24 protein-coding genes are annotated in these 24,483 nt (G+C 63.2%); 15 read left to right on the top strand and 9 right to left on the bottom strand.

Annotated elements, in window-relative coordinates; genetic code table 11:
- The first annotated feature begins 77 nt into the window (after positions 1–77).
- From AB4099_RS09275 to AB4099_RS09300, 6 genes are read left to right on the top strand one after another with little or no spacing between them, the layout of a single operon-like run.
- On the top strand, positions 78–1,067 hold the full coding sequence (locus tag AB4099_RS09275; protein WP_113518644.1) for an NADPH:quinone oxidoreductase family protein: 990 nt from the start codon (positions 78–80) through the stop codon (positions 1,065–1,067).
- The gene (locus tag AB4099_RS09280; protein ID WP_113518645.1) at positions 1,064–1,504 is read left to right on the top strand and encodes a PaaI family thioesterase; all 441 of its coding nucleotides are present in this window, start codon (positions 1,064–1,066) and stop codon (positions 1,502–1,504) included. The genes AB4099_RS09275 and AB4099_RS09280 overlap by 4 nt, the downstream gene beginning before the upstream one ends.
- On the top strand, positions 1,497–2,702 hold the full coding sequence (locus AB4099_RS09285; protein WP_113518646.1) for an acyl-CoA dehydrogenase family protein: 1,206 nt from the start codon (positions 1,497–1,499) through the stop codon (positions 2,700–2,702). The genes AB4099_RS09280 and AB4099_RS09285 overlap by 8 nt, the downstream gene beginning before the upstream one ends.
- A gap of 10 nt (positions 2,703–2,712) precedes the next feature.
- A complete protein-coding gene (locus AB4099_RS09290; RefSeq protein ID WP_441477847.1) occupies positions 2,713–3,468 on the top strand; it encodes an SDR family NAD(P)-dependent oxidoreductase in 756 nt (251 codons plus the stop codon).
- An 8-nt stretch (positions 3,469–3,476) separates the two neighbouring features.
- Positions 3,477–4,550, top strand: a complete 1,074-nt coding sequence (locus AB4099_RS09295; protein ID WP_441477848.1) for a phosphotransferase family protein — start codon at positions 3,477–3,479, stop codon at positions 4,548–4,550.
- A gap of 13 nt (positions 4,551–4,563) precedes the next feature.
- Positions 4,564–5,352, top strand: a complete 789-nt coding sequence (locus AB4099_RS09300; protein ID WP_441477849.1) for an SDR family NAD(P)-dependent oxidoreductase — start codon at positions 4,564–4,566, stop codon at positions 5,350–5,352.
- A 167-nt stretch (positions 5,353–5,519) separates the two neighbouring features.
- On the opposite strand, the gene AB4099_RS09305 is transcribed toward AB4099_RS09300, so the two are convergent.
- The 6 genes from AB4099_RS09305 to AB4099_RS09330 are packed head-to-tail and all read right to left on the bottom strand — an operon-like array spanning position 5,520 to position 11,810.
- On the bottom strand, positions 5,520–6,320 hold the full coding sequence (locus AB4099_RS09305) for an enoyl-CoA hydratase/isomerase family protein (protein ID WP_441477850.1): 801 nt from the start codon (positions 6,318–6,320) through the stop codon (positions 5,520–5,522).
- 20 nt (positions 6,321–6,340) lie between these two features.
- Positions 6,341–7,999 carry an AMP-binding protein gene (locus AB4099_RS09310; RefSeq protein WP_441477851.1) on the bottom strand — a complete coding sequence of 553 codons (1,659 nt, stop codon included), beginning with the start codon at positions 7,997–7,999 and terminating at the stop codon, positions 6,341–6,343.
- Between the two features lies 1 nt (position 8,000).
- Complete coding sequence (locus AB4099_RS09315) at positions 8,001–8,801, bottom strand: ABC transporter permease (protein ID WP_441477852.1); 801 nt, start codon at positions 8,799–8,801, stop codon at positions 8,001–8,003.
- Positions 8,798–9,646: an ABC transporter permease gene (locus AB4099_RS09320; RefSeq protein ID WP_441477853.1), complete on the bottom strand. Its 849-nt coding sequence runs from the start codon at positions 9,644–9,646 to the stop codon at positions 8,798–8,800. The genes AB4099_RS09315 and AB4099_RS09320 overlap by 4 nt, the downstream gene beginning before the upstream one ends.
- 24 nt (positions 9,647–9,670) lie before the next feature.
- Positions 9,671–10,714: an ABC transporter substrate-binding protein gene (locus AB4099_RS09325; protein WP_441477854.1), complete on the bottom strand. Its 1,044-nt coding sequence runs from the start codon at positions 10,712–10,714 to the stop codon at positions 9,671–9,673.
- Positions 10,715–10,754: 40 nt separating this feature from the next.
- Positions 10,755–11,810, bottom strand: coding sequence for an ABC transporter ATP-binding protein (locus AB4099_RS09330; RefSeq protein WP_441477855.1), 1,056 nt, complete (start codon positions 11,808–11,810; stop codon positions 10,755–10,757).
- 136 nt (positions 11,811–11,946) lie between these two features.
- Here AB4099_RS09330 and AB4099_RS09335 point away from each other — a divergent pair, with 136 nt between their 5' ends.
- Complete coding sequence (locus tag AB4099_RS09335; RefSeq protein WP_441477856.1) at positions 11,947–12,666, top strand: TetR/AcrR family transcriptional regulator; 720 nt, start codon at positions 11,947–11,949, stop codon at positions 12,664–12,666.
- Positions 12,667–12,676: 10 nt separating this feature from the next.
- On the opposite strand, the gene AB4099_RS09340 is transcribed toward AB4099_RS09335, so the two are convergent.
- Positions 12,677–13,456 carry an IclR family transcriptional regulator gene (locus AB4099_RS09340; RefSeq protein WP_441477857.1) on the bottom strand — a complete coding sequence of 260 codons (780 nt, stop codon included), beginning with the start codon at positions 13,454–13,456 and terminating at the stop codon, positions 12,677–12,679.
- A gap of 271 nt (positions 13,457–13,727) precedes the next feature.
- Here AB4099_RS09340 and AB4099_RS09345 point away from each other — a divergent pair, with 271 nt between their 5' ends.
- From AB4099_RS09345 to AB4099_RS09375, 7 genes are all read left to right on the top strand, one after another.
- Complete coding sequence (locus AB4099_RS09345; protein WP_441477858.1) at positions 13,728–14,630, top strand: amidohydrolase family protein; 903 nt, start codon at positions 13,728–13,730, stop codon at positions 14,628–14,630.
- A gap of 12 nt (positions 14,631–14,642) precedes the next feature.
- Positions 14,643–15,611, top strand: coding sequence for an ABC transporter permease (locus AB4099_RS09350; protein WP_441477859.1), 969 nt, complete (start codon positions 14,643–14,645; stop codon positions 15,609–15,611).
- A 10-nt stretch (positions 15,612–15,621) separates the two neighbouring features.
- Positions 15,622–16,524, top strand: coding sequence for an ABC transporter permease (locus tag AB4099_RS09355; RefSeq protein ID WP_441477860.1), 903 nt, complete (start codon positions 15,622–15,624; stop codon positions 16,522–16,524).
- Positions 16,521–17,333 (top strand): ABC transporter ATP-binding protein, encoded by an 813-nt coding sequence (locus AB4099_RS09360; protein ID WP_441477861.1) that lies wholly within the window; start codon positions 16,521–16,523, stop codon positions 17,331–17,333. Before AB4099_RS09355 ends, AB4099_RS09360 begins: the two co-directional genes overlap by 4 nt.
- Positions 17,330–18,373: an oligopeptide/dipeptide ABC transporter ATP-binding protein gene (locus AB4099_RS09365; protein WP_441477862.1), complete on the top strand. Its 1,044-nt coding sequence runs from the start codon at positions 17,330–17,332 to the stop codon at positions 18,371–18,373. Before AB4099_RS09360 ends, AB4099_RS09365 begins: the two co-directional genes overlap by 4 nt.
- 40 nt (positions 18,374–18,413) lie before the next feature.
- Positions 18,414–20,048: an ABC transporter substrate-binding protein gene (locus AB4099_RS09370; RefSeq protein ID WP_441477863.1), complete on the top strand. Its 1,635-nt coding sequence runs from the start codon at positions 18,414–18,416 to the stop codon at positions 20,046–20,048.
- 75 nt (positions 20,049–20,123) lie between these two features.
- Positions 20,124–22,241: an acetate--CoA ligase family protein gene (locus AB4099_RS09375; RefSeq protein ID WP_441477864.1), complete on the top strand. Its 2,118-nt coding sequence runs from the start codon at positions 20,124–20,126 to the stop codon at positions 22,239–22,241.
- Between the two features lie 318 nt (positions 22,242–22,559).
- On the opposite strand, the gene AB4099_RS09380 is transcribed toward AB4099_RS09375, so the two are convergent.
- On the bottom strand, positions 22,560–23,069 hold the full coding sequence (locus AB4099_RS09380; protein WP_441477865.1) for a 6-pyruvoyl trahydropterin synthase family protein: 510 nt from the start codon (positions 23,067–23,069) through the stop codon (positions 22,560–22,562).
- 11 nt (positions 23,070–23,080) lie between these two features.
- Positions 23,081–23,746, bottom strand: a complete 666-nt coding sequence (gene folE / locus AB4099_RS09385; RefSeq protein WP_162768466.1) for a GTP cyclohydrolase I — start codon at positions 23,744–23,746, stop codon at positions 23,081–23,083.
- A 235-nt stretch (positions 23,747–23,981) separates the two neighbouring features.
- Here folE and AB4099_RS09390 point away from each other — a divergent pair, with 235 nt between their 5' ends.
- Positions 23,982–24,455, top strand: a complete 474-nt coding sequence (locus tag AB4099_RS09390; protein ID WP_441478060.1) for a putative pterin-binding protein — start codon at positions 23,982–23,984, stop codon at positions 24,453–24,455.
- Positions 24,456–24,483 lie beyond the last annotated feature (28 nt).

A 24,483-nucleotide genomic window follows, 5' to 3' on the forward strand; every position in this document is an offset into this window, starting at 1 on the left:
AACGGGAAGGCCGCCACTCGGGGGCGCCGACCCGGGTTTCCGGCGGCAGCCTCGTATCCGACCATAGGGAGAGAAAAATGCGCGCAGTCATCTGCAAGGCGTTTGGGCCGCTTGAAGATCTTGTCGTCGAAGCGAAGGAATTGGGCGAGCCCGGGCCGGGCGAGGTGCGCGTCGCCATCGAGGCTGCGGGGGTCAACTTTCCCGACACGCTGATGGTCGAGGGAAAATACCAGGTCAAACCGCCGCTGCCGTTCACGCCCGGCACCGAGATCGCCGGCATCGTGCGCTCGGTCGGCGATGGCGTCACGCATCTCGAGGTCGGCATGCCGGTTGTCGGAATGGTCGGGGTTGGCGCCTTCGCCGAGGAATGCGTGGTCGGCGCCGCGCGGTTGATGCGGCGTCCCACCAGCATGGACCCGGTGACGGCCGCTGGCTTTTCGATGACCTACGGCACGAGCATGCACGCTCTCAGGCAGCGTGCGCAGCTTCAGCCCGGAGAAACGCTTCTCGTCCTCGGCGCGAGCGGGGGCGTCGGCCTGGCGGCCGTCGAGATCGGCAAGGCAATGGGCGCAACCGTGATCGCAGCCGCAAGCAGCGCCGAAAAGCTTGAGGTGGCGCGCGCAGCCGGTGCGGATCACCTGATCAATTACGCGACTGAATCGCTCAGGGACCGCGTCAAGGCACTCACGGCCGACAAGGGTGTCGACGTGGTCTACGATCCGGTCGGCGGGGATTTTCTGGAGCAGGCCGTGCGCGTCACGGCGTGGGAAGGCCGCGTCCTGGTCGTCGGTTTCGCCGCGGGCACTATTCCGCGCATTCCCGCAAATCTTCTGCTGCTCAAGGGCTGCGCGCTCGTCGGTGTCTTCTTCGGCACCTTCGCCGCGCGAGACCGGCAGGCCAACAAGGACAATTTCACCCAGCTCTTCGCCTGGTTCGAAGAGGGCAAGCTGAAGCCGCTGATCAGCCGCACGCTCGATCTTGCCGACACGGTCGAGGCGCTTCAGCTGCTCGCTGCGCGCAGCGCTATCGGCAAGATCGTCCTCACGACCGGCCGGGCCCTGTCGTGAGCGGCACGAGCTATGCCGATATCGGCATCTTTGGCCTGCTCGGGCTCGATCTCCAAGAATCGGCGGTCGGTCAGGTCAAGGGTGGCCTCCGGATCGGACCGGAACATCTCAACCGCATGGGCTACGTCCATGGCGGCGTGCTCTGCACGATGATCGACTTCGCAGCCTGTGCATCCGGCCTGCACTCCGAAGAGGGGCAGGCGCCACGTTTCGCCATCACCATTTCGCTGACCACGCAATTTACCCGCCCGGTCCGGGCCGGATGGCTGTCGGTCGAGGGACGGACGATCTCCGCCGGCAGGTCGAGCTTCACGGCCGAGGCCCATGTCTTCGACGGCGATGGCGAGCGTGTCGCCCATGGCATCGGCACCTTCCGGTGGCGACCGGGAAGCCAGCCCAATCCTTCCACCCAGCATGCGGACAAGGCAGATGTTTGAGCTCAGGGACATCCATAGGCCGCGCCTGGCGGCCTTGCAGCGCTTCATGGACGAGCATGTCTATCCCAACGAGGCGGTCTTTGAGCGCCAGCACGCCGCTCTGCCCTCACGTTGGGGCACGCCACGGATCATCGGCGAGCTGCAGCAGCGGGCGCGCGCCGAAGGGTTGTGGAATCTGTTTCTACCGGACACGCGCTATGGGGCGGGGCTCAACAACCTGGACTACGCCCATTTCTGCGAGGTGATGGGCCGCTCCGCCATCGCGCCCGAGATCTTCAACTGCTCGGCGCCCGACACCGGAAACATGGAGACCCTGGTTCTCTATGGCACGGAAGCCCAGAAGCGGGACTGGCTCCTGCCGCTTCTCGACGGGGCGATCCGCTCCTGTTTCTCGATGACCGAGCCGGATGTGGCCTCGTCGGATGCCACGAATATTCAAACCGCGATCCGGCGCGACGGCGACGAATACGTCATCAACGGCCGCAAATGGTGGAGTTCCGGCGCGCTCAGCGAGCATTGCAAGATCGCGATCGTGATGGGCCGGAGCAATCCGGACGCTCCCAAGCATCAGCAGCAGTCGATGATCCTCGTCCCGCTCGATACGCCCGGCGTCGCCGTGGAGCGGGCGCTGACCGTCTACGGCTACGATCATGCGCCGCATGGCCACGCCGAGATCACTTTCGACAATGTCCGGGTGCCGGCAACCAACATGCTGCTGGGCGAAGGGCGCGGCTTCGAGATCGCGCAGGGGCGGCTCGGACCCGGCCGCATCCATCACTGCATGCGCTCGATCGGCCTGGCGGAACGGGCACTGGAGGCAGCCTGCCGCCGCGCCCTGTCGCGCACGGCCTTTGGCAAGCCGCTGGCGGACCAGGGCGTGGTCCGCGACCAGATCGCGCGCTCGCGTTGCGAGATCGAGGCGGCGCGGCTGCTCGTCCTGAAGGCTGCGCATATGATGGACACGGTCGGCAACAAGGCCGCCCGCCGGGAGATCGCGATGATCAAGGTAGTGGCGCCGAACATGGCCTGCGACGTCATCGATCGCGCCATCCAGATTCACGGTGCGGCCGGTGTTTCCCAGGACCATTTCCTCGCCGCTGCCTGGGTCAAGTCCCGCAGCCTGCGCTTCGCCGATGGTCCAGACGAGGTCCATCGCGACAGCATCGCCCGCATGGAATTGAAGACCTACCGCAACTGAGGTGCATGCGATGTTCGATGTCCAAGGCAAGGTCGCCCTGATCACGGGTTCGTCGCGCGGGATCGGCAAGGCAACCGCGCTGCAATTGGCGCGCAACGGCGCCCGGGTCGTGGTGTCCAGCCGAAAGCAGGACGCCTGCGATGCCGTGGCGGATGAAATCCGGGCGAGCGGCGGCGAGGCCATCGCGAGGGCTTGCCATGTCGGCTCGCACGAGCAGCTAAAGGGGCTCGTCGACCACGTCCTGGAGGTCTGGGGCAGGATCGACATCCTGGTCTGCAACGCGGCGATCAATCCGGTCTATGGCCCCTTGTCGAGCCTGCCCGACGAGGCCTTCACCAAGATCATGGCGGTCAACGTGCAGAGCGCGATCTGGCTCAGCAACCTCGTCCTTCCGCAGATGGCCGAGCGCGGCGGCGGTGCCGTCATCATGATGTCCTCGATCGCCGGCCTGCGCGGCACGGGGGTGATCGGCGCCTACGGCATGTCCAAGGCCGCGGAGGCCGCCCTGGCGCGCAACCTCGCCGTCGAATGGGGCCCCAAGGGGATCCGGGTCAACGCCATCGCGCCGGGCATCGTGCGCACCGACTTCGCGCGGGAACTGGTGGAATCGCCCGAGCGACGCGCGCAGATGGAGCAGCGCACGCCCTTGCGCCGCTTCGGCGAGGTCGAGGATATCGCCGGCATCGTGCATTTCCTGGCCAGCCCGGCATCCGCCTACATCACCGGCCAGGTCATTGTCGCCGATGGCGGCGAAACCATCAGCTGAGGCGCATGATGACCGCTCCCGTGGCCACCCTTGTCGACGTGATCGAAAACCACCGTTTCGACGAAGGAGCGCTGGCCCGCTGGCTCGACGCCCATGTCCCCGGTCTCGGCGGCCCGATTTCGGTGCGCCAGTTCCAGGGCGGCCAATCCAATCCGACCTTCCTGATCTCCGCGCGTGATCGACGCTGCGTGCTGCGCAAGAAGCCGCCCGGAAAGCTGCTGCCGAAGGCGCATCAGGTCGAGCGCGAGTTCCGGATCATCAGGGCGCTCGCGGGCACGACAGTGCCCGTGCCGCAGGCCTTCGCGCTTTGCGAAGATGCCGGGGTGATCGGGACGGCCTTCTACGTGATGGACTTTGTCGACGGGCGCCAGTTCGACAGCCTGGCGCTTCCCGACCTGCTGCGAGAAGACCGTGCCTCGCTGAACCTCGCGGCCGTCGATACGCTGGCGGCGCTGCATGCCGTGGCTCCCGAGGCTGCCGGGCTCGGCGATTATGGTCCGCCGGGCGGCTACGTCGGCCGGCAGGTCGAGCGCTGGACGAAGCAATATCGTGCCTCGTCGGAGGCCGGCGAGATCGCCGACCTGACCTGGCTGGCCGATTGGCTGCGTGAGCATTGCAGCGTGGCGGATGAAACCACGATCGTGCACGGCGACTATCGGATCGGCAATCTCTGCTACCGCCGCGACGGCCCCCAGGTATCGGCCGTGCTCGACTGGGAACTGTCGACGCTTGGCCATCCGCTCAGCGACCTCGCCTATTACTGCATGTCCTATCATATCGCTCCGGCCGTCGCCGGCGGACGGGGCCTGTCCGGGCTCGACCTCAGGGATCTCGGCATCCCCGGCGAAGACGAGGTGATCGCGCATTACTGTCGGGCGAGCGGCCGTGCCTCGCTGCCGGACTGGCACGTCTTCCTGGCGCTCTCCTTCTTCCGTCTGTCGGCGATCCTGCACGGCGTGATGGCCCGCTCCGTTCTGGGCAATGCCAGCGATGCGAACGCGGCCGAGGTTGCACAGCGCGCCGGGATGCTGGCCGAACTGGGCCGGCAGGTGGCCCTGTCCGGCGCGAACCACCGATACTGAGGCGAGGCGAGGGATGACCATGCGTTTCAAGGACCAGCTCTGCATCGTGACCGGGGCGGCCAGCGGTATCGGCCGCGCCACCGCACAACGCTTTGCCGCTGAGGGCGCGCTCCTCGTCCTGGTCGATAGGAACGAGGCGGAGCTCGCAAACGTCCTGGCCGGCCTGCCGCGGGCTGAGAACCATTCCGTCGAGGTGCTGGACATCGCTGATCAAAACGCGGTCTCCGCCTGCGTGTCCCGCGCGCTGGAGCGGCATGGGCGCATCGACGTGCTCTGCAACAATGCCGGCATGGCGAGTTCGAAGGGGAGCGCACTCGAGCAGGACCTCGCCGAATGGGACCGGGTGATGCAGGTCAACGTCTTCGGCGCGATGCTGTTCATGAAGCATGCCGGCGCGGCCATGGTCGAGGCCCGCCGCGGCGCGATCGTCAACACCGCTTCGGTGGCCGGGATCAGGGCTGGTGCGGGCGGCAATGCCTATAGTGCCTCGAAGGCTGCCGTCATCAGCATGACCCAGACGGCCGCCTGCGATTTTGGTGCCTATGGCGTTCGAGTGAACGCCGTCTGCCCCGGTCTGATCGAGACGGGAATGACCAGGCCGATCTTCGAGAAGGCACGTGAACTCGGGAAGGAGGATCGGCTGGGCGCGCGCTGCGAATTGCGCCGCTATGGCCATCCCGAGGAGGTCGCCCGCGTAATCGCCTTCCTGGCCAGCGAGGACGCGAGCTATGTCACGGGCCAGGCGCTCGCAGTCGACGGCGGCAACACCGCCTCCCTCAATCTGCCGGGCATGAAGGTCTGAAGCATCGGCTCGAGAAGTGGATTGCGGTCGGGAAAGCCGATGCGAACACGGAAAGGCTAAATCCCGGACCGGATACGAGATCTGGTTTGGGATTTAGCGGGTGTCGCAAGAAGCTTAGCCGATCGGTAGCGGACTCCCACGCCGACCGGCTCGCTTTGTGCTCTTGCTCAGTTCTTGCTCTTGTAGAGGAAGGCATCGACCTTTTCCTCGCCGTTATAGGCGAGCCGCTGCATGCGGTAGAGGTTCTTCACATAGTCGAGCGCGTCCTGGCGGGACATGTCCATGCATCGCACCGAGGCCTCCATCTCGATCCGCAATGCGAGCAGGGGGTGGCGTGCAATGCGAGCGGCATATTCCTCGGCCTTGGCCAGCACCTGATCGGAAGGGACCACGGCATTGACGAGGTTCGCGCGCAGCGCGTCCTGCGCGGAGAGCGGATCGCCGGTCAGCAGCATTTCCATTGCGATCGTATGCGGCAGATATCGCGACAGCCGCGTCGAACCGCCCGCACCACCCATGCCGTAGGCGATTTCGGGGAAACCGAACTTGGCATCCTCCGACGCCACGCGGATATCCGTGAGGTGGCTGAGATAGATCATCCCCTGGCCGTAGCAATAGCCGCGCACCGCACCGACGATCGGCTTGAAGCGGTTGAGCGAGAGCACCTCGCGTGACCAGGTGAACGTGTCCGGCTCGCCCTCGGCGACGCGGTGCTTCGGGGCAAGGTAATAGGCGAGTTCGTCCTTCGGCGTGGCGAACTTGGCGTAGTCGTTCTTGATGTCGTCGCCGGCCGAGAAGGCCCGGTCTCCGGCGCCCTGCAGAATACCGACATGCACTTCGTCGTCGGCGAGGAATTCGAGCATCATATGGTAGAATTGCTTGTGCATCGCCGGTGTCATCGGATTCACCGATCCATTGCGGATGGTGAAGTATCCGATCTTGCCAACGCGCTCGTATTCGAAAGGCATGATAGATATCCTTTGGATAATCAGATCCACTGATTGGTGATGCGATCGAAGCTGCCGATGCGAAGGTCGGATTTCTCTGCGATCAGCTTTTGCTTGGCGATCTTCTCGGACGGGGTCTTCGGCAGAGTGTCGCGATACTCGACGTAACGAGGCGTCTTGAACGGCGCGAGCCGGCTCTTGCAGTGCTCGAAGATCATTTCGGGCGAGGCCTCGGCTTCCGAAACGCCGGGCTGCAACACGATATAGGCCTTCACTTCCTCGCCGCGCGCCGCATCCTTCACGCCGACGACGGCGGCTTCGAGAACCTGTGGCATTTCGGCCAGCGCAGCTTCGACTTCGCGGGCGGCAATGTTCTCACCGCTCCTGCGGATCATGTCCTTCAAGCGGCCCACGATGTAGTGGAAGCCTTCAGCGTCGCGCCAGAACAGGTCCCCGGTGCGGAACCAATCCCCCCTGAACGACGCTTCGTTCGCTTCCGGCTTGCGGTAATAGCCCCGCATGATGCCCGGACCGCGAATGCAAAGTTCGCCAATCTCGCCAGCGGGCAGGACGTTGCCCTCGGGGTCGGTGATCTGTGCCTCGCGGAAGGGCGCGACCATCCCGCAGGAGCCTGAGCCGACCATGTGATAGGCCTCTCGCGGCAGGAAGAGCGCCGATCCGACCTCGGTCATCCCGAAGGACTCCCGGGCGATCGTGTTGTATCGCCGCTCGAAATCGGCGTGCTTTTCTTTGTTGAAGCCGAAGATCGAAACGCGCTTCAGATCATTGTCGGCGTCGGATGGCTTGGGTGCCTGCTGATAGACGATTTCGGGAAAGAGGCAGTAGTGGATCTTGTATGTCCTGACCCAATCCATGAAACGAGTCGCACTGGCACGCCGAGCAACGAAGATCTGGCCGCTGACCCGCATCGCCATCAAGGTCAGCCATTGCGGATCCATGTAGAAGAAGGGCTGAGCCGCCAGGATATTCCTGGAATTCTCGGCGTCGCCGCCTCGCATTGCGGCAACCAGGGAAATGGTGAGCCAGTATCGGTGCGTCAGCATGCATCCTTTTGGAAATCCGGTGGTGCCGGACGTGTATTGGATGTTGACGAGATCATCGAGCGCGGGCTGCGGCAGGTCGGCCGGAAGGGCGGGCGGATTGCGATCGATCCGGGCATATCGGTCCGTCGCAGCGGAAGCGTCGCCGACGATAAGAACGGCGGAGCTCTGCAGAGGTGCCTCGGCGCCCAGCGCCTCGTAGGAGGGCAGGCAATCCGCATGGATGACGAGGTACGTCGCCTGTGAGTCCGTGAGCACATAGTCGAGCTCTCGGCCGGTATAGCCGATATTGACCGGCACCATCACCGCCCCGAGTTTTGCCAGGGCAAGCCACGTGACGGGAAATGCCGGGATATTCGGAAGCATGACGGCGACGTGAGTGCCTTTGCGCACGCCCGCCGCATAGAGGCCTGCCGCCGCCTGCTCGATCGCCGACCTGGCTTCGGCATAGGTTGCGACGCCGCCCTCGCTTTCCTCGAAGAATGTCCAGAGGATCTTGTCGCCGTTCATCGAGGCCCGCTCATCCACGAACGAGCCGATGTTCCGCGCCAGCGGCGTCGCCTCGATAGTGGCCCTCATGCGATCGACGAGAGGCTTGAGCTCGGACCAATCGCTGGTTCTGCTGTCGTTTTGCTGCATGTCAGGCCTCGGACACTGAATTCGACTGGTATCGGCGTTCATTGCGGCGGCGAACGATCTCGCCCACGGTCATCCCGACGATGCTGAGAAGGGTGAGCATGACTGCGACGGCAGGCACCGTCGGATCGAGCTTGAGGCTGAGATCGTTCCAGATGCGCACGGGAAGCGTCTGCAATCCGCCGGAGATGAAGAGCGTGATGATCAGTTCATCGAAGGACGCGAAGAAGGCCAGGATCGCCGAAGCAAACATCGCTGGCATAAGGTAAGGCAGCGTTGTGTACAGGAACGCCCGGGTGGGGCCGGCGCCAAGGACGCGCGCCGCCCGCTCGATCGTCATGTCGTATCTGCGAAGGCTGCCCGATACGATCATGACGACATAGGGCAGGGCGATCAGCGCATGCACCAGGGTCAGCGCATAGATGTTGTTCACCAGTTGCCAGCGCAGGAACACGATGTAGAGCGCGAGCGCGATCACCACTGACGGTATGATGAGAGGGGCGATGAAAATGGCCGTCAGCAAGCCCTTGGCGCGAAAATCCGCACGGACGAGAGCGACCGACGCCAGCGTCCCGAAGAGCAGGCTCAGAATCGTCGCCCCAACCCCGATCTTGAGGCTTGCGAGTGTGGCGTCGACCCAGCTCTGATCGACGAAGAACTCCCTGTACCAGCGCAGGGACAGCGACTTCGGCGGGAATTCGAGGAACTGGCTGTCGGTCAGCGAAATCGGAACGAGGAAGAACAGCGGCAGCAGTAGAAAGCTCGCGACGAGGATAAAATAAGCGGTCAGGACGGCCCGGGTCATCGTGCGAGCCCTCCAGTCGCAAATTCTGAGCGCTTTCGGGTGAGGGCCCAGTAAGCCAGGAGACAGGAGAAGGTCGCCGCCAGCAGCGTCGAGGCCATCACCGCTGCCAGGTCCCATTTCAGCGTCTTGTGAACCTGCAGATCGATGAGATTGGCGATGAGGGTGCTGGTTCGCCCGCCGAGCAGCGTCGGTGTGACATAGAAGCCGAGGCAGAGAATGAAGCAGATGATGCCACCCGTCGCGGCCCCGCTCACGCTGAGGGGAAAGACGACCTTCCAGAAGGCCTGCCTGGGCGATGCTCCCAGCGAGCGGGCGGCCTTCACGAGATCGCGCTCGACATCGAGGATCGAGGTCAGGCAGGTCAGGATCACGATCGGCAGCAGGATCTGGACCATTCCGATGTGAACGGCCATCGGCGTATAGAGCAGTTGAACCGGCTCGGCCGTCAGACCCAGGGCGGCAAGCGCCTTGTTGAGGATGCCTTCGCGCCCGAGCAGAATGATCCAGGTATAGGTCCTGACCAGGATGCTGATCCAGAACGGCAGGAGGATCAGATAGGTTGCCAGCACCCGCTTGCGCGGCGTGAGCCCCGCCATGAAGTAAGCCATGGGATAGCCCATGACGAGGCAGATCCCCGTCACGGTCGCGGCCGTGACGAAGGTCCTTTGCAGGACGATGACGGAAAGCTGCGAGTTATAGACTTGTCGCAGCGCATCGGTGGTGAACGCCGTTCCATCGTGGACGCTCAGCTTCAGGACGCCGAACACCGGATAGACGAAGAGAAGCGCTGCCAGCACCGTTGCCGGCGCGAGGAGAAGTGTGGTTTTCGTCCACCGGAGTTTCATGGTGCGATCAGATTCCCGGGCGGCTCAGATCAGCAGCCATTCGTTCCAGCGCGTCGTGACCGCGTCGAGATTCTCCGCCCACCAGGCACTGTTGAACTCGAACTGCACCGCCGCGTTTTCGGGCGAGGTCGGCAGGGTCGCTGCGAAGGCCGGGTCCAGCAATTCCATCATTCCGGGCACGAAGCCGGGGTAGGGGACCAGTTTCACGAATTCCGCCGATGCTGCCGGGTCCATGCGAGCCTTCATGAAGCGCATCGCCTCGGTGGGGTGCTTCGCGCCCTTGGGAATGGCGAGGAAGGAGAGCATCAACGCTCCGCCCTTGAAGGTGATGTCGACGGGTTTGCCCTCGTTCCTCAGGGGCGTGATGCGGCCGTTCCAGCATGATGTCATGCTGACCTCGCCATCAATCAGCAACTGGACGTGCTGGGCTCCGTTGGTCCACCAGACCGGAATATGGGGCTTGAGCTGGTCGAGCTTCTTGAAGGCGCGGTCGATGTCGAGCGGATAGAGCTTGTCAGGCGAAACGCCATCGGCAAGCAGGGCGAATTCGAGGTTGCCCTTGGGAGAATTTTCCAGCGAACGCGGGCCCGGGAAAGCTTTGACGTCCCAGAAATCGGCCCAGGATTGCGGCGTCTTGCCCTTGCCGAATTTGTCGGTCCTGAAAGCGATCACGGTTGAATAGGATGCCCGGACCATCGCTGTCGGCTGCTTTGCGATGGCCGGCAGCTTGTTGTCGGGATCGATGATCGAATAGTCGATCTTGGCAAGCCATCCGGCTTTGGTCGCGGTCACGACATCGTCGCCGTTCAGCTCGGTCAGATCCCATTCGACATTGCCGGACTCGACCATGGCCTTGAGCTTGGGAAGGCTCACGGGCGCGGTCGCCCTGACCTTGATCCCGGTATCCCTGGTAAACGGCTCTTCGAAGATCTTCGTGATCATCGTGGCCAGTGCTCCACCGGAGCCGTTGACGACGATGGTCACGTCCTGAGCGAATGAGGGTTTGAACGCTAGGGCGGCGGCAAGTGCACCGGAGCCGATTCCGAAAGCTCTTCTGGTCATCGTCATGATCGGTAGTCCCCTGTGTTTTTATGGTGGTCTGGGAAGCTCAACCCTTGAGTGCGACAAGATCAGCGACGTCGAGATCGAAGCTGATCGGCGTGCCCAGCGGCAGCACGTCCTGTCCGGGCCTGCGTGGCTCGATGGCCGAGATCTCCTTGCCGTCAGCCGCGCGCAGCACGTAACGGACGGAGTTGCCGAAGAAGACGGCCTCCGCGAGAGTGGCGCGATGCGCGCCGGAAGCCTCCCGGCGGATCTGGATGAGCTCGGGCCGGATGGACGCGAAGCTCGCCGCTATGAGATGCGCGACATGGCCGGACACGCGGCCAAGCCCTTCCAGCATCACGGAACCCGGCTCGGCACCCTCGACCTTGAGAATGTTGTTTGCCCCCACGAATTCCGCGACAAAGCGCGATTGCGGCTTGTCGTAGAGCTCCTCCGGCGGGCCGATCTGCAGGACCTGACCCTTGTCCATGACCGCCAGCCGGTCGGAGAGCGTCAGTGCCTCGCCTTGATCATGGGTGACATAGATGACGGTGCATCCGATCTGTCGCTGATAGTCCTTGATCTCGAGCTGGAGTGTCTCGCGCAGCTTCAGATCGAGCGCGCCCAGCGGCTCGTCCATCAACAGCACCCGGGGCTCGAAGACGACGGCGCGTGCAAAGGCCACGCGTTGCTTCTGGCCTCCGGACAGTTCGTGTGGCATGCGGTTCGCGAGCGCGTCCAGCCGCACCATCTGGAGCGCCTTTTCCGAGCGCCGCCTGGCTTCAGCCCGCGGCACGCCGCGCATCTCGAGGGGGAACGAGATGTTGCGGATGACATTGCGATGGGGAAAGAGCGAATAGCTCTGGAACACCATGCCGATGTCGCGTTTCTCGGTCGGCAGCCTGGTGATCGGCACGCCATCGATGAGGATTTCACCGCTGTCGATCTCCGTGAAGCCGGCCAGCGCGTTGAGGGCCGTCGTCTTTCCCGAGCCGCTCGCGCCGAGCAGGGTCATGAACTCCCCGCGCTTGACGTGCATCGAGAAGCTCTCCAGCGCGACGAACTTTCCATACGTCTTGCGAACGCTTCTGAAGTCGATCGTCGCTCCGGTCGAACTCATTGAAATCCGGCTCCGAATAAGAGGTGCATTCAAAAAGTGACGAGAGTGTCATTTTTTGTCAAGTGCGCTATGCTGGGATCGAGATTGCGGCGCGATAGGGCGCGCTGTTAGAAACGAGCGTGAGAAGGGCGGGCCCTTGTTGTTGGAAAACGTAAATTACGATTACGTAGATTATCTCGAGAAACGCTTGGCCGCCGCGCAAAGCGAAAAGAAGATCATTCGCACGGAGCTGCAGCTTGAGCTGGCAACTGCGCGCCTGCTCAGAGAAAAAAACTATCACGCGATTTCAGTTGATCTCATTGCGGCGACCGCTGGTGTCGCGCACGGAACGTTTTATCGGTATTTCGCGGCCAAGCGCGATGTCGTTGCCAAGACCATCGCTGACTATTTCATGTTCGTGCGTGCGTCGCGCCGGCCGGTTGCGCGTGATGCGTCGCAATACGAAGCAATCCACCACGCCAATCTGCACTATGTCGAATGCTTCCGCCGCAATGTCGGGCTCATGCGTTGCCATTTCCGCCTCAAGGACGAGGACGAGCTGATCGCCGAAGTCGGCCGCAGCGCCGACAATGCCATGGTAGAGCGCGTCCTCGCGAGGCTTCGCCGCGAGGGGCAGCTCGAGCTGTGGGATGCAGACAAGCTCAAATTGACCATCCACTGCCTGATCGGGATGGTCGATGAGCTGCTCCTGAAGATCTACGGCCAGACGCAGCCCTCGCTCGCGGGCTTTCAGGCCAGGCCCCAGCTGGTGGCGAGCACCGTGTCCGATATGTGGTTCTCGACGATCTACGGTTCGCAATCCATCGAGGGCATTGCGCCAGGGGCGAGCTCACCGAGCCTTCGGCGGATCGACTGAGCGATCGCCCTCAGCTCGGCATGATGTAGCTCAGTTGATTGCGAATATTGGCTGCCAGCGAAATCAGCCGGGGCGCGACCTCGTCCTCGATCTGGTTTGGGCTGAGCCGGAAGACGGGCACCCGGCAGTTCATGCCGAAGCAATCGCCGTTGGCGTCCCGGATCAGCGGCACGCCAGCGGAATGGGTGCCCGGAATCCAGACGCCCTTGGCCACCGAAAAGCCCCGGCTGCGGCAATCGGCGACACCCTGCAGGAAGGATTCTGAGTATTTCGCCCAGAGTTCGGGCGAGCGACGCTTCATCTCCTCGAGCTTCAGCTTGAGTTCGTCCTCCGACAGGAGCGAGCTGAGCGCATGGCCGATCGTGGCCGGCAGCAGCGGCCCGATCGTGCCGAGATCGGGCGAGGTCCAGATGTTCTCGTTCACCCGCGAGGTCTCGAGATAGACGAAGTTGATTCGGTCGATCGTTCCGATCGAGACGGTCCCTCCGAGGTCCTGAGCCAGCTTCTGCATCGAGGGCCGCGCGATGTGCAGCAGCTTCAGGTTCACCAGCAGCGGGTTGACCAGCATGAGTGCGCGCCAGCTCAGCCGGAACTTGGATTTTTCCTGCCTGAGATAGCCCATGCGTTCGAGCGTATAGGTCAGGCGTGCGACCGTGGAGCGGTTGATCCCCGATTCCTTCGCGATCTCGCCATTGCTCATCAATGTGCGGTTCGGGCGAAAGGTCTCCAGAACAGCAAGTCCCTTGACGAGAGTTGTTGCGATGTCGGGATCGTCCGCGGGAATCTTCAAGAATTTCTCCATTTATATAGTTGGTTTCGTTCGTATTATTTCGATCGATCGTTGATGAATATTTACCGGGTCACATTCGGTGAGCTGGAATGGAAGGTTTGGGTCTGTTCCTGTTCACTCCGAGGAAAACTGGCGCTCATTGGCTAAAATGTCAAGATATTGAACATTTACAGAAGAGATTAATCACTCTCTTGACTCCGTTGGCGAGCCGGTCCTCACTATTCGAAGGCGGGTGACATCTGCGCCTGCACTCGTCACGGAGAAAATGTGAATGAGCCGCGTGATCGACATGGAACTGAGCTTGCCTCACAGCGAAGCGAATCCAGATCTGGAACGCATTTCGCGAGGGCGACCGGGAACACCTTTCGCTCAGTCACTGCCGCGGCCCGAAGGCTACGGATTTGCCAATTACGGCAATGTTTTCAGGAGCAAAGAGACGGCTCCGGCGAAGGGGGAGGCTGACGACGGCGGCCTCGTGCGGCTGGTCGAGGACATGGACCGCGCCGGCATCGCGCGGGGATTGCTGGTTGGAGCGGAGAACAGCGCGACGGGCCGGATTCACCAGGCCCATCCCGGCCGCTTCTTCCTGTTCACGACCTTCGACCCCTTCGACGGCATGCGGGCGGTTCGCGAATTCGAGCGGCTGGTCAAGGAGGAGGGCGCAAACGGCCTGCGCCTGTCGGCGCTCTATAACGGCGTGCCCGCGAATGATCGCCGCTACTATCCGCTCTACGCCAAGGCCGCCGAGCTCGACGTCCCGGTCCGCATCTACACGGCGATGAACTACGCCAATGACCGGCCTTACGATCTCGGCCATCCGCGCTATCTCGATGATGTCGCTATCGATTTCCCCGAGCTCAGGATCGTGGCTGGCCTCGCCGGATGGCCCTGGGTGAACGAGATGGTCGGACTGCTCCGCCGGCACCCGCGGCTTTATGTCGATACGGCAGCCCATCATCCCCGCTATTTCAGCCAGCCCGGCTCCGGCTGGGAGCAGTTCCTGCAGTTCGGCAACACGCTCCTCCAGGACAAGGTCATGGTAGGGCTCTCGCGCTACCTGTTCGGGACCTCCTTCGAAAGCATCATCGAGCAGTACAAGCAGCTGCCGCTCAAGGAAAAGGTCATCGAGAAATGGCTGTACGGCAACGCCGCTGAATTCTTCCGGCTGAACTGAGGGCGCGGTCCGATGCTTCGCTTCGTCGGCCGGCGGGCGCTCTACGCAATCCCTCTGCTCCTGGCGATCATCATCCTGATGTTCTCCATGCTGCACATGATCCCGGGGGATCCGGTGCAGGCTCTCGTCGGCGACTACCCGGTTCCGCCGGCGTATCGGCAGGCGATCGAAGAGAAGTATCGCCTGAACGACCCCTTCCTCGTTCAGGTCGGCAATTATCTCCTGAATGTCGCGCAGGGCGATTTCGGCTTCTCCTATCAGAACCAGCGCGGCGTTCTCGACCTTATCCTCGAGCGGGCGCCGCGGACGATCCTGCTGGCATCGGTCAGCTTCGCGCTGGCGATTCCACTCGGCATGGCAATCGGTATCGCGGCCGGAACGACACGTCGGCCGGGTGTCGACAAGTTCTGGACCACCACCGCCCTGATCGCCTACGCGATCCCGACATTCTGGCTCGGCCAGCTGCTGGTAATGCTGTTCGCGCTCCGGCTCGGCTGGTTTCCGACCCAGGGCATCGGCCCCCTGATCAGCCGGACGCATGGGATCGCCTGGCTCTTCGAAAAGCTGCGCTATCTCGCGCTGCCGGTCCTCGCCTTCGGAATCCACGAGGGCATGCGGATTGCCCGGATCATGCGCGCCAGCGTCATCGACACGCTGTCGCAGGGCTACATCATCACGGCCCGTTCCAAGGGCTTGAGCCGCGGGCAGATCATCCGCAGCCACGTGATGCGCAATTCGAGCCTGCCACTGGTCACGATCGCGGGCTATGCCTTCGGCTCCGCGCTCGGCGGCGCCGTCCTGCTCGAAACGGTCTTCACCTGGCCGGGCCTCGGCCTGCTGCTGGTCGACTCGATCCGGCTCAGGGACAACATGACGGTCGTCGGCGTCGTGATCTTCTCGGCCGTCGCCGTCGTCGCCATGAACCTGATCGTCGATCTCCTCTACGCGGCGCTGGACCCGCGTATCAGAACCATGCGGTGAGGTCGAAGCCATGTCAGACAGCAAAACCGCCACGGCACCAGCATCCGGCAACGGTATCCCGGTCGGGAGCTGGCAGGCCCATATCGCCAATCTCTTCGGAACGCGCCACGGCGCGCTCGGAGCAGGCATCCTCATCGTCCTGGTGATCGTGGCGACCGCCGCTCCGCTGATTGCACCGTACAATCCGCTGGAGCAGACCCAGCTCAGCCTCGCGCCGCCATCGTCCCAATTCCTGTTCGGCACGGACAATATCGGCCGGGACGTGTTCTCGCTCGTCGTCTATGGCAGCCGCTCGTCCCTGCTCGTCGGGCTGGGGGCGGCGCTCGCCGCACTGCTCATCGGTGGCACTTTCGGGATCCTGGCCGGCTATTTCCAGGGCCCGGTCGAGGCGGCGCTGATGCGGCTGGTGGAGCTGTTCCAGACGCTCCCGGTCATCATTCTCGTGCTCTGCGCCGTGGCGCTGTTCGGCTCGAATTTCTGGCTGCTGATCGCGGCGGTGGCGCTGGCGATCTGGCCGATGGAGGCACGCCTCGTCTACGGCCAGTACATCAAGCTTCGCGATCGCGAATTCATCGCAGCCGCTCGGGTCGCCGACCTCTCGACGGCCCATATCATGTTCCGCGAGATCCTGCCCAACGCGATCCAGCCGATCATCGTCCAGGTCGCGCTCGACGCCAGCATCGCCATCCTGATCGAGGCAGGGCTCGGCTTCCTCGGCCTCTCCGACCCGAGCAAGGTGAGCTGGGGCCGGCTGCTCTTCGTCGCGCAGGACTACATGGACAGCGCCTGGTGGATGAGCCTGTTTCCCGGCGCCGCCATCTGCATCACCGTGGTCGGCCTCAATCTCTTTGCCGATGGGCTGAACGAGGTCATAGATCCGCGCAGCACGAGCGGGATTGGAGGGCTTCAATGAGCGCCTCGCTCCTCCTCGATGTAAACGACCTGAAGGTCCATCTGCGTCTTGGCCACAAGGTGGTGAGGGCGATCGACGGAGTCGATTTCCAGGTCCGCCCTGGCGAATGCGTCGGCATCGTCGGCGAATCCGGTTCGGGCAAGAGCACAATGGCGCGCGCCGTGACGCGCCTGATGCCGAACGTGAACATCGAGGAACTGAGCGGCAGGCTCGCCTTCGAAGGCCGCGACATCCTCGGCATGGCCAACAGCGAGCTGCGCGCCCTGCGTCGCGGGCGCGGCTTCTCGATGATCTTCCAGGACCCGCTCGGCTATCTCAACCCGACGCAGCGGATCGGCCGGCAGATCCAGGAGGCGCTCTCCCGGGATGCAGGGCGCGGCTCGGACAAGGCTCGGGTCCATACCCTGCTGGACGAGGTGGGGCTTCCCGACGCGGCCAATCTTGCCCGGCGCTACCCGCATGAACTCTCGGGCGGCATGCGCCAGCGCGTGATGATCGCGATCGCGCTCGCCAGCGATCCCCAGCTTCTCTTTGCCGACGAACCGACGACAGCCCTGGACGCGACCGTGCAGCTGCAGGTCCTGCAGACCCTCTACCGGCTGCATAAGGAGCGCAACATGGCGATGGCCATCATCACGCACGACCTTGGTGTCGTCGCCGAGCTTTGCGACCGGGTCTACGTGATGCGCGCGGGCAAGGTGATCGAGAGCGCCGAGACCGTCACGCTCTTCGAGCAGCCCCAGCACGATTATTCCCGGCGCCTGATCGAACTCAGCACGCGCCGGCTGACACGGGAGCTTCAGTCATGAGCGCTCCGATCATGCGAATGACCCGCGTCGAGCAGCTCTACACCAGCCGCAACGCCAATGGCCCAGGCTGGAACACGGTGCGGGCGGTCGATGGTGTCGATCTCGATGTCAACGAGGGCGAGACCCTGGCGATCGTCGGCGAGTCCGGCTCCGGCAAGAGCACCCTCGCCAAGCTGCTCCTGATGCTGAACCGGCCGACGGCGGGCGACGTGCAGTTTCGTGGCACCTCGCTGGTTTCGCTCGGGGCTTCCGGCAGACAGGCTTTCCGACGCCAGGTCCAGGCCGTCTTTCAGGACCCGGCCTCGTCGCTGAACCCGCGCATGACGGTCGAGCGCATGCTCGGCTACATCGTCCAGCGCCACGAGCTTGCCACGCCGCGCGAGACGCGAGCCTTTCTCGCCGGCCATCTTGCCGCGGTTGGGCTCAACCCCCCGGACCATTATCTCGACCGCTATCCGCACCAGCTTTCCGGCGGGCAGCAGCAGCGCATCGCGATTGCGCGGGCGATGATGCTTCGGCCGGCGATCATCATCGCCGACGAACCGCTGTCGAGTCTCGACGTGTCGGTCCAGGCCCAGGTTCTGCAGTTGATGCGCGACCTGCACAAGGCAACCAATGTCGGCTTCGTGGTGATCAGCCACGATCTCGGGGCGATGGAGTCGATCGCCGACCGGACCGCCGTGATGTATCGCGGCCGGATCGTCGAGATCGGCCGCTCGATCTACGAGCGCCCGTTCCACCCCTATACGAAGCTGTTGCTCGACGCGCGGCTTTCGCTCGATCCGCGCCGTGGCCGGATCCGCAGCCTGAGCGCGACACAGGTGCGAGCCGAGATGCCTGAGCCCATGTCGGGTGGTTGCCGATTCCGCCACCGCTGCCCCTTGGCCATCGAAATCTGCGCGACGGCCGACCCCGCGCTGCGACCGGTCGGCCAGGCCGGAACCTTTGCGGCCTGCCACCGCGCGGACGAAGTCGGGGCGTCACCGCGTCCGGCAGGTGCGGCGGCCGTGGAGAGGACGCCCAGGCCCGTCGAGACCTGATGCAGGACTACCCAAAAAAGCCAAAGGGAGAGAGCACATCATGGACACGGCTAAACGGAACGATGCGTGGACGATGCACAGGCTGGGCGTCATCTCGCTGTTTGCGGGGGCGTCGAGCCTTCTACTCTCCGCCGGAGCCCAGGCGGACGATGGCAAGCCTGTCCCGGGCGGCACGGTCATCGCCGCGCTGAATTCGACGACGATCCCGAATCTGAACACCCAGATGACCTCTTCGGTCCCGGCGCTGTTTGCCGCGGATGTCTGGGCGGACGGGCTGATGACCTATGACCGCGAAGCCAATCGCGTTCCGCGCCTGGCAAAGAGCTGGACCATTTCCGAGGACGGCAAGACCTACACCTTCAACCTCCGCGAGGGCGTGAAGTGGTCGGACGGCAAGCCGTTCTCCGCGGCCGACGTCGTCTTCACGCTGGAGAATTTCGGCAAGTTCAACACCTATCTCACCAAGCTCATGCCCCTGGTCGAGAAGGCCTCGGCCCCGGACGACAAGACCTTCCTCCTGACGCTCAAGCAGCCGCTGACCGCGACGCTCGATCTCTTCGACAAGGAGGTGTTTCCGCTGATGCCGAAGCACATCTACGAGGGTAAGGACATCGCCACTCACCCGGCCAATATCGCGCCGGTGGGCCTCGGCCCGTTCAAGTTCGACAAATGGGTGAGCGGCCAGTCGATCACCTTCGTGCGCAATCCGCACTACTGGGAAGCGCCCAAGCCCTATCTCGATTCGGTCATCTTCGCGCTCATCCCGAACCCCCAACAGCGGCTCAACGCCATCGTCAACGGCGAGGTCAACTGGTTCCGGCCCGAGGTTGTGCAGGTCCCGGCAACACAGCAGGCGGCGAAGCGGGGCTCCTTCCGGGTCGTGCCGATCGTGACCAACGCGCCCGAGACCGCCGTCATCGACTTCAATCTGCGGCGCTCGCCGATGAACAACGTCAAGGTCCGTCAGGCGCTGTTCCACGCCATCGATCGTCAGCGGATCGTAAGGGATGTCTACCAGGGGCTGGCCGAGACCGCCAAGAACGCCATCCCGACGCAGTTCAAGAACCTGCACGATACGTCGGTCAACTATGACACGATGTATGCCTATGATCCGAAGCGAGCCGCCCAATTGCTCGACGAGGCCGGATTTCCGCTGAAGGACGGCAAGCGCTTCGCGCTCGAGTTGGCCGTGATCTCGGCCGCTCCCTATGACGCAGTGGCGCAGGTCGTGCAGGCGCAGTGGACAGCGCTCGGCATCGACGTGAAGCTCAGCGCGCTCGATCAGCAGATCTGGACCAACAAGGTCTATACGCAGCATGATTTCGATGCGTCGATCATCTCGCTGACCGGACGCTCGAACCCGGTTCTCGGCGTCGACCGCAGCTTCGTCTGCAACGAGACCAGCGTCCCCTACGCCAATCCGACCAGCTACTGCAATCCCGAGTTCGACAAGGTCGCGGCCAATGCGGCCTCGGCGCCGGCGGATCAGCAGAAGGCGCACTACAAGGCCTATGCCGAGATCATCGCGCGTGATCTGAACCAGCTTGCGTTGACGAATTCGCGCGTCTTCGAGGCTGTGACGAACAATTTCAAGAACTTGGACGCTCAGTTCAACTTCTCGTTCAACACCCATCCGAACTGGGCGGAAGCCTGGCTTCCGAAAGACAAGCAGTAACCCCCGCCGGACTCCGCGCCCGCAGCCGCCCAGGGGCGGCTGCGAAGGCAGACCGCCATCGAAGGACATAACGCCTTGCATATCGACGTCACACCCATGGTTCGGCCCCGCTCTGTGGCCGTTGTCGGCGCCTCGGCAAAGCGCGTCACGCAGGGCAACGTGGTCATCAGCAATCTGAAATCATGGGGCTATACGGGGGAGATCCTCCCGATCCATCCCCAGGCCGATCAGATCGAGGGCCTGCGTGCCGTCAACTCGGTTGCGGAGATCCGCGAGGAGACGGACCTGGCGATCATCGCCATTCCCGCTGCGCATGTGCCGGGAATGTTGCAGGAGCTCGAAACGAGTTCGGTACGCTCGGCGATCGTCTTCACGAACGGTTTCTCGCATGACGAGGAGACCGCGCTTCGTGCCTTCGGCGCCCAGAGCCGCATCGTCGTGCATGGCCCCAACTGCATGGGGTTGGTCAATTTCACCGACTCGATCCCGCTTTACCCATCCAGGCCGTCGCTGCGCCTCAGGCCGGGCAACGTCGCGCTGATCGCCCAATCCGGCTCCGCAGCGATCTCGGTGATGAACTCGACGGTCATCGGGCTTTCAAAGGTCGTGACCGTCGGCAGCGAGTTCCAGGTCGCGGCCGCAGATTACGTGCGCTGGCTGGCGGACGACGATGAGACAAGGGTCATCGGCGTGGTCGCTGAATCCATCAAGTCGCCCCGGGCGCTCGCCGAGGCTGCAGAATGCGTCCATGCCGCGGGCAAGTCCCTGGTGGTGCTCAAGGTTGGCCGTTCGGATGTCGGCGTTGCCGCAACCCAGGCCCATACCGGTGCGCTGGTCAGCGATCGCGACGCCTATGACAGCTTCTTCCGGGAGACCAATATCGCGACCGTCGCGGATTATGACGAGCTCGTCGCGGCGCTCGAATGCTCGGCGGTGGCGCGGCGCATGGTCCGTGGGGCGAGCATCGGGATTGTCGGGATTTCCGGCGGTCAGACCGCCCTGGCATGCGACGTCGCGGAAGCGCAGGGCGTAGCGGTCGCAGCATATAGCGCAGCGACTGCGCACCGCCTGCGTGCTGCCTTGCCGGGCACGGCCGGAAACAATCCGGTCGATTTTGGAGCGACGGTCAATGTCGAGGACCGCAATACACCCGAAGCCATGCGCGCTATCCTCTGTGACGAGAATGTCGGTGCGGTCATCGCGCTTCAGGACACCCAGGAGAGCCTGAACCCGGCGACGCTCCAGAATTACATGAATGTGCTCGGCGTCTATGCCGAGGCCGGCAAGGCGAGCGAAACGCCATTGGTCGTGATCTCGCCGACCTCGGAGAATGTCGATCCGGGCGTTCGTTCGATGCTAGCCGATCACGGGGTGCCGCTGCTGCGCGGGCTTCACGCCGGACTTCGCGCTGTCGGCAACCTCGCGCTCGGCAAGCCGGGGCCTGCCGGCTCCTGGGCGAGCCAGCGCAGCGGCGCGCGGGCGCCGTTCAATGAGGAGGTCGCCAGCCTGAGGCGCGAGATCGAGCAATGCTCGGGCGCTCTCGATGCCGAACTGTCATTCCGGCTGCTGCGCGCCTACGGCATCCCCCTGGTCAAATCGATCGTGGTGAAGGACGAAGGTGAAGCGGTCGCCCGCACCGGCGAGGTTGGCTTTCCCATGGTGGTCAAGGTCGCATCCCGGGACGTGCAGCACCGCTCCAATGTCGGCGGGGTCGTGCTGGGCATTCGCGACGAGGATGGATTGCGCCGTGCGATCACGGCCATTGCCGAGAATGTCGGCAGGGCGCTGCCCGCGGCGACGATCGACGGCTATGAATTGCAGGAGCAGCTCGTCGACGGTGTCGAGGCCATGGCTGGATTCACGGCTGCGCCGCCATTTGGCCAAATGGTTGTCCTGGGGAGTGGCGGCACGCTGGTCGAGCTCGTTGCCGATCGAGCGGTCGCTCTTGCTCCATTCAATCATGAGCAAGCCGGCACGATGCTCCGCCGCACCAAACTCGATCGCATCCTGGGGGGGTACCGCAACCTGATGCCTCGGACCGACACGAGCCAGCTGGTTGATCTCGCCGTGAGGCTCTCGCAGCTCGCCAGCGATTTCGAGGATTTGCTGGCCGCGTGCGATCTGAATCCAGTTCTCATCCGAAAGGGGGCCGGCGACGTGCGCGTTGTCGATGCTCTCTTCGTACGCAGATAGCGATTGGGGCGGTCTCAACTGATCGGTTGCGAGGCGGGCAGCCCCCCGCCTTGCGCCGATCGCAGCCGATGAATCCAAGTCGCCGATGCCCAAATGGTTGCGCGCCGCAGTCGTCGTGCGGGCGCCCTTCCAGCCTGCACTGTGCGGGCGAGACTCGGAGACGCACGGCCCGGCCAGCCGCGTCACACCACCCCGGGGGAGAGGAGCGCCGCCTGATCATGCCAAATTGTTCCGCCGCGCGTCGGCTGCGGGCGGCACCCTCATGCGCGGCATCGCGCCCGGCACTCGCAGACCGGGTCGGTCCTGACGGGGCAGCCCTCAGCCCTGACGGCGCTCGAAGATCGCCGAGTTTCCGTCGTGTTCGCGGACCTCGACCGATTCTAGCCAGACACGTTCGCCGATCTGGTTGGCGAGCCAGGCCGAAACATGGTCGAACGTGTAGCGGGCGGTCGACTCGCAGCCGACCGCGGGCATGATCCGCAGGTCGACAAGGCCCTTGTCGGCCAGCCCCTGGAATGCGTCGAGATGCGGGTCGTCGGCCGCCACGATCATCGTGTGGTCGAACATGTGCTTCAACCAGGTCTTGATCTCCTTCATCCCGCCGAAATCGAAGCACCAGTTGCGCTCGTCGAGCTCATGGGTGGCGAAGACGAATTTGAAGGACAGCGCGTAACCGTGAACCAGGCTGCAATGCGAATGCGTGGCGCGCCATTGCCGGAAGCAGCAGGACAAGCCTTCGGTGAAGTCATAGGTCTTGGTCGACCGATAGACGTCCCGGTGAACGGTTCGCGCAGGCCTGTGGTCCTGCATCATTGCCACGCTATCCATTGATTGGGGTCCTAAAGGCGTTCCAGGGATGTGCATTCCTGTATGAATTCGGCCTTGTATGACGCGTTTGTGGCAAACTCGCCGTAGAATGAGCTGTTCACCATGCGGCTGGCATGACTGGCCCGAACACCGCGATGGGTCTTGCACATGTGGACGGCGCTGATCCTCACCGCCAGGCCGCGGGGATTGGTCATCTCGACGATATGCTGCTCGATCTGCTTGACCAGCTCTTCCTGGATCTGGAGGCGGGCTGCGAAATGCTGGATGATGCGGTCATATTTCGACAGGCCGATGATCTTGCCTTCCGGTGACGGCAGCACGCCGATGAAGGCCACGCCGTAGATCGGCATCAGATGATGGGCGCAGGTCGAGCGGACATCGATCGGGCCGGTGACGATCAGCTGGTCGTAGCTCGTGGCATTGTCGAACTCGGTGATCTTCGGCGGCGGGTTGTAGCGGCCATGGAGAAGTTCCTCGACGAACATCTTGGCGACCCGCGCCGGTGTATCGCGTGTGTTATGATCGTTCTGGTGGTCGATCTGCAGAATATCGAACAGCTCTTCGATCTTCTTCGCAGCTGCGGCCCTCATGTCCGCCCGCTCGGTCTTGTCCAGGTAGCCCTCGACCGCGTGGTTTCCGAGGCGGGCTGAATTCGGTAGGCTATTGGCTCGTGACATGTCGCATCCAGATGCCTTCATGGGCGGTAGGGGTCGCACGTGGGTCGGGGTCAGTACATCAAAATCGTAGAGAAATTCGCAGGGGCCTTGTGTAAATATATCAACAATTTAACCGATTTTCGCTTTAGAGGTTTTTAATGGCCGGCTCGTAGGATTTCGAGCTTGGACCGATCGGGAGCCCCTCATGTCTATAGACACATTGCGACGTGGAATCACCCTGGGCGCGATCTCGTCCATGTGTCTGCTCATGATACGGTCGGCCAGCGCCCAGACCTTGGCCGCTCCCACGGACAAAGTCATCCTGACGATATCCGGAAAGATCTCTGTGACCAATAGCGGGGATACCGCACAGTTCGATCGCGCGGCACTCGAGGCGATGGGGCTTATGACAATCGAGACCAACACCCCGTGGTACTCCGGACCGCAGAAATTCGAGGGCATCTCTCTTGATAAACTGATGAAATCGGTCGGCGCCAAGGGCGACACCGTTCAAGCGATCGCACTCAACGACTATACGACAGAAATCCCGCTCGAGGACTTCGCGAAGTACAACGTCATCCTGGCGCTTAAGCGCAACAATGAATACATGCCGATTCGGGACAAGGGTCCGCTGTTCATCGTCTACCCCTATGATAGCAACCCTGAGTTGCGCAGTCAGAAGTTCTACAGCCGCTCTGCCTGGCAGGTTTCAAAGTTGATTGTCCGCTAGGGACGGGGTAGATAATGGCAACTATCTA

It is taken from the genome of Allobosea sp. 2KB_26, from assembly GCF_052115715.1.
Lineage (GTDB): Bacteria > Pseudomonadota > Alphaproteobacteria > Rhizobiales > Beijerinckiaceae > Allobosea.

Coding starts and splice junctions, on each gene's coding strand:
- AB4099_RS09330 (WP_441477855.1), bottom strand. CDS start 11,810: ATGAGTTCGACCGGAGCGACGATCGACTTCAGAAGCGTTCGCAAGACG.
- AB4099_RS09305 (WP_441477850.1), bottom strand. CDS start 6,320: ATGCCTTTCGAATACGAGCGCGTTGGCAAGATCGGATACTTCACCATC.
- AB4099_RS09365 (WP_441477862.1), top strand. CDS start 17,330: ATGAGCGCTCCGATCATGCGAATGACCCGCGTCGAGCAGCTCTACACC.
- AB4099_RS09320 (WP_441477853.1), bottom strand. CDS start 9,646: ATGAAACTCCGGTGGACGAAAACCACACTTCTCCTCGCGCCGGCAACG.
- AB4099_RS09300 (WP_441477849.1), top strand. CDS start 4,564: ATGACCATGCGTTTCAAGGACCAGCTCTGCATCGTGACCGGGGCGGCC.
- AB4099_RS09380 (WP_441477865.1), bottom strand. CDS start 23,069: ATGGATAGCGTGGCAATGATGCAGGACCACAGGCCTGCGCGAACCGTT.
- AB4099_RS09360 (WP_441477861.1), top strand. CDS start 16,521: ATGAGCGCCTCGCTCCTCCTCGATGTAAACGACCTGAAGGTCCATCTG.
- AB4099_RS09295 (WP_441477848.1), top strand. CDS start 3,477: ATGACCGCTCCCGTGGCCACCCTTGTCGACGTGATCGAAAACCACCGT.
- AB4099_RS09275 (WP_113518644.1), top strand. CDS start 78: ATGCGCGCAGTCATCTGCAAGGCGTTTGGGCCGCTTGAAGATCTTGTC.
- AB4099_RS09355 (WP_441477860.1), top strand. CDS start 15,622: ATGTCAGACAGCAAAACCGCCACGGCACCAGCATCCGGCAACGGTATC.
- AB4099_RS09285 (WP_113518646.1), top strand. CDS start 1,497: ATGTTTGAGCTCAGGGACATCCATAGGCCGCGCCTGGCGGCCTTGCAG.
- AB4099_RS09290 (WP_441477847.1), top strand. CDS start 2,713: ATGTTCGATGTCCAAGGCAAGGTCGCCCTGATCACGGGTTCGTCGCGC.
- AB4099_RS09310 (WP_441477851.1), bottom strand. CDS start 7,999: ATGCAGCAAAACGACAGCAGAACCAGCGATTGGTCCGAGCTCAAGCCT.
- AB4099_RS09315 (WP_441477852.1), bottom strand. CDS start 8,801: ATGACCCGGGCCGTCCTGACCGCTTATTTTATCCTCGTCGCGAGCTTT.
- folE (WP_162768466.1), bottom strand. CDS start 23,746: ATGTCACGAGCCAATAGCCTACCGAATTCAGCCCGCCTCGGAAACCAC.
- AB4099_RS09370 (WP_441477863.1), top strand. CDS start 18,414: ATGGACACGGCTAAACGGAACGATGCGTGGACGATGCACAGGCTGGGC.
- AB4099_RS09325 (WP_441477854.1), bottom strand. CDS start 10,714: ATGACGATGACCAGAAGAGCTTTCGGAATCGGCTCCGGTGCACTTGCC.
- AB4099_RS09345 (WP_441477858.1), top strand. CDS start 13,728: ATGAGCCGCGTGATCGACATGGAACTGAGCTTGCCTCACAGCGAAGCG.
- AB4099_RS09390 (WP_441478060.1), top strand. CDS start 23,982: ATGTGTCTGCTCATGATACGGTCGGCCAGCGCCCAGACCTTGGCCGCT.
- AB4099_RS09350 (WP_441477859.1), top strand. CDS start 14,643: ATGCTTCGCTTCGTCGGCCGGCGGGCGCTCTACGCAATCCCTCTGCTC.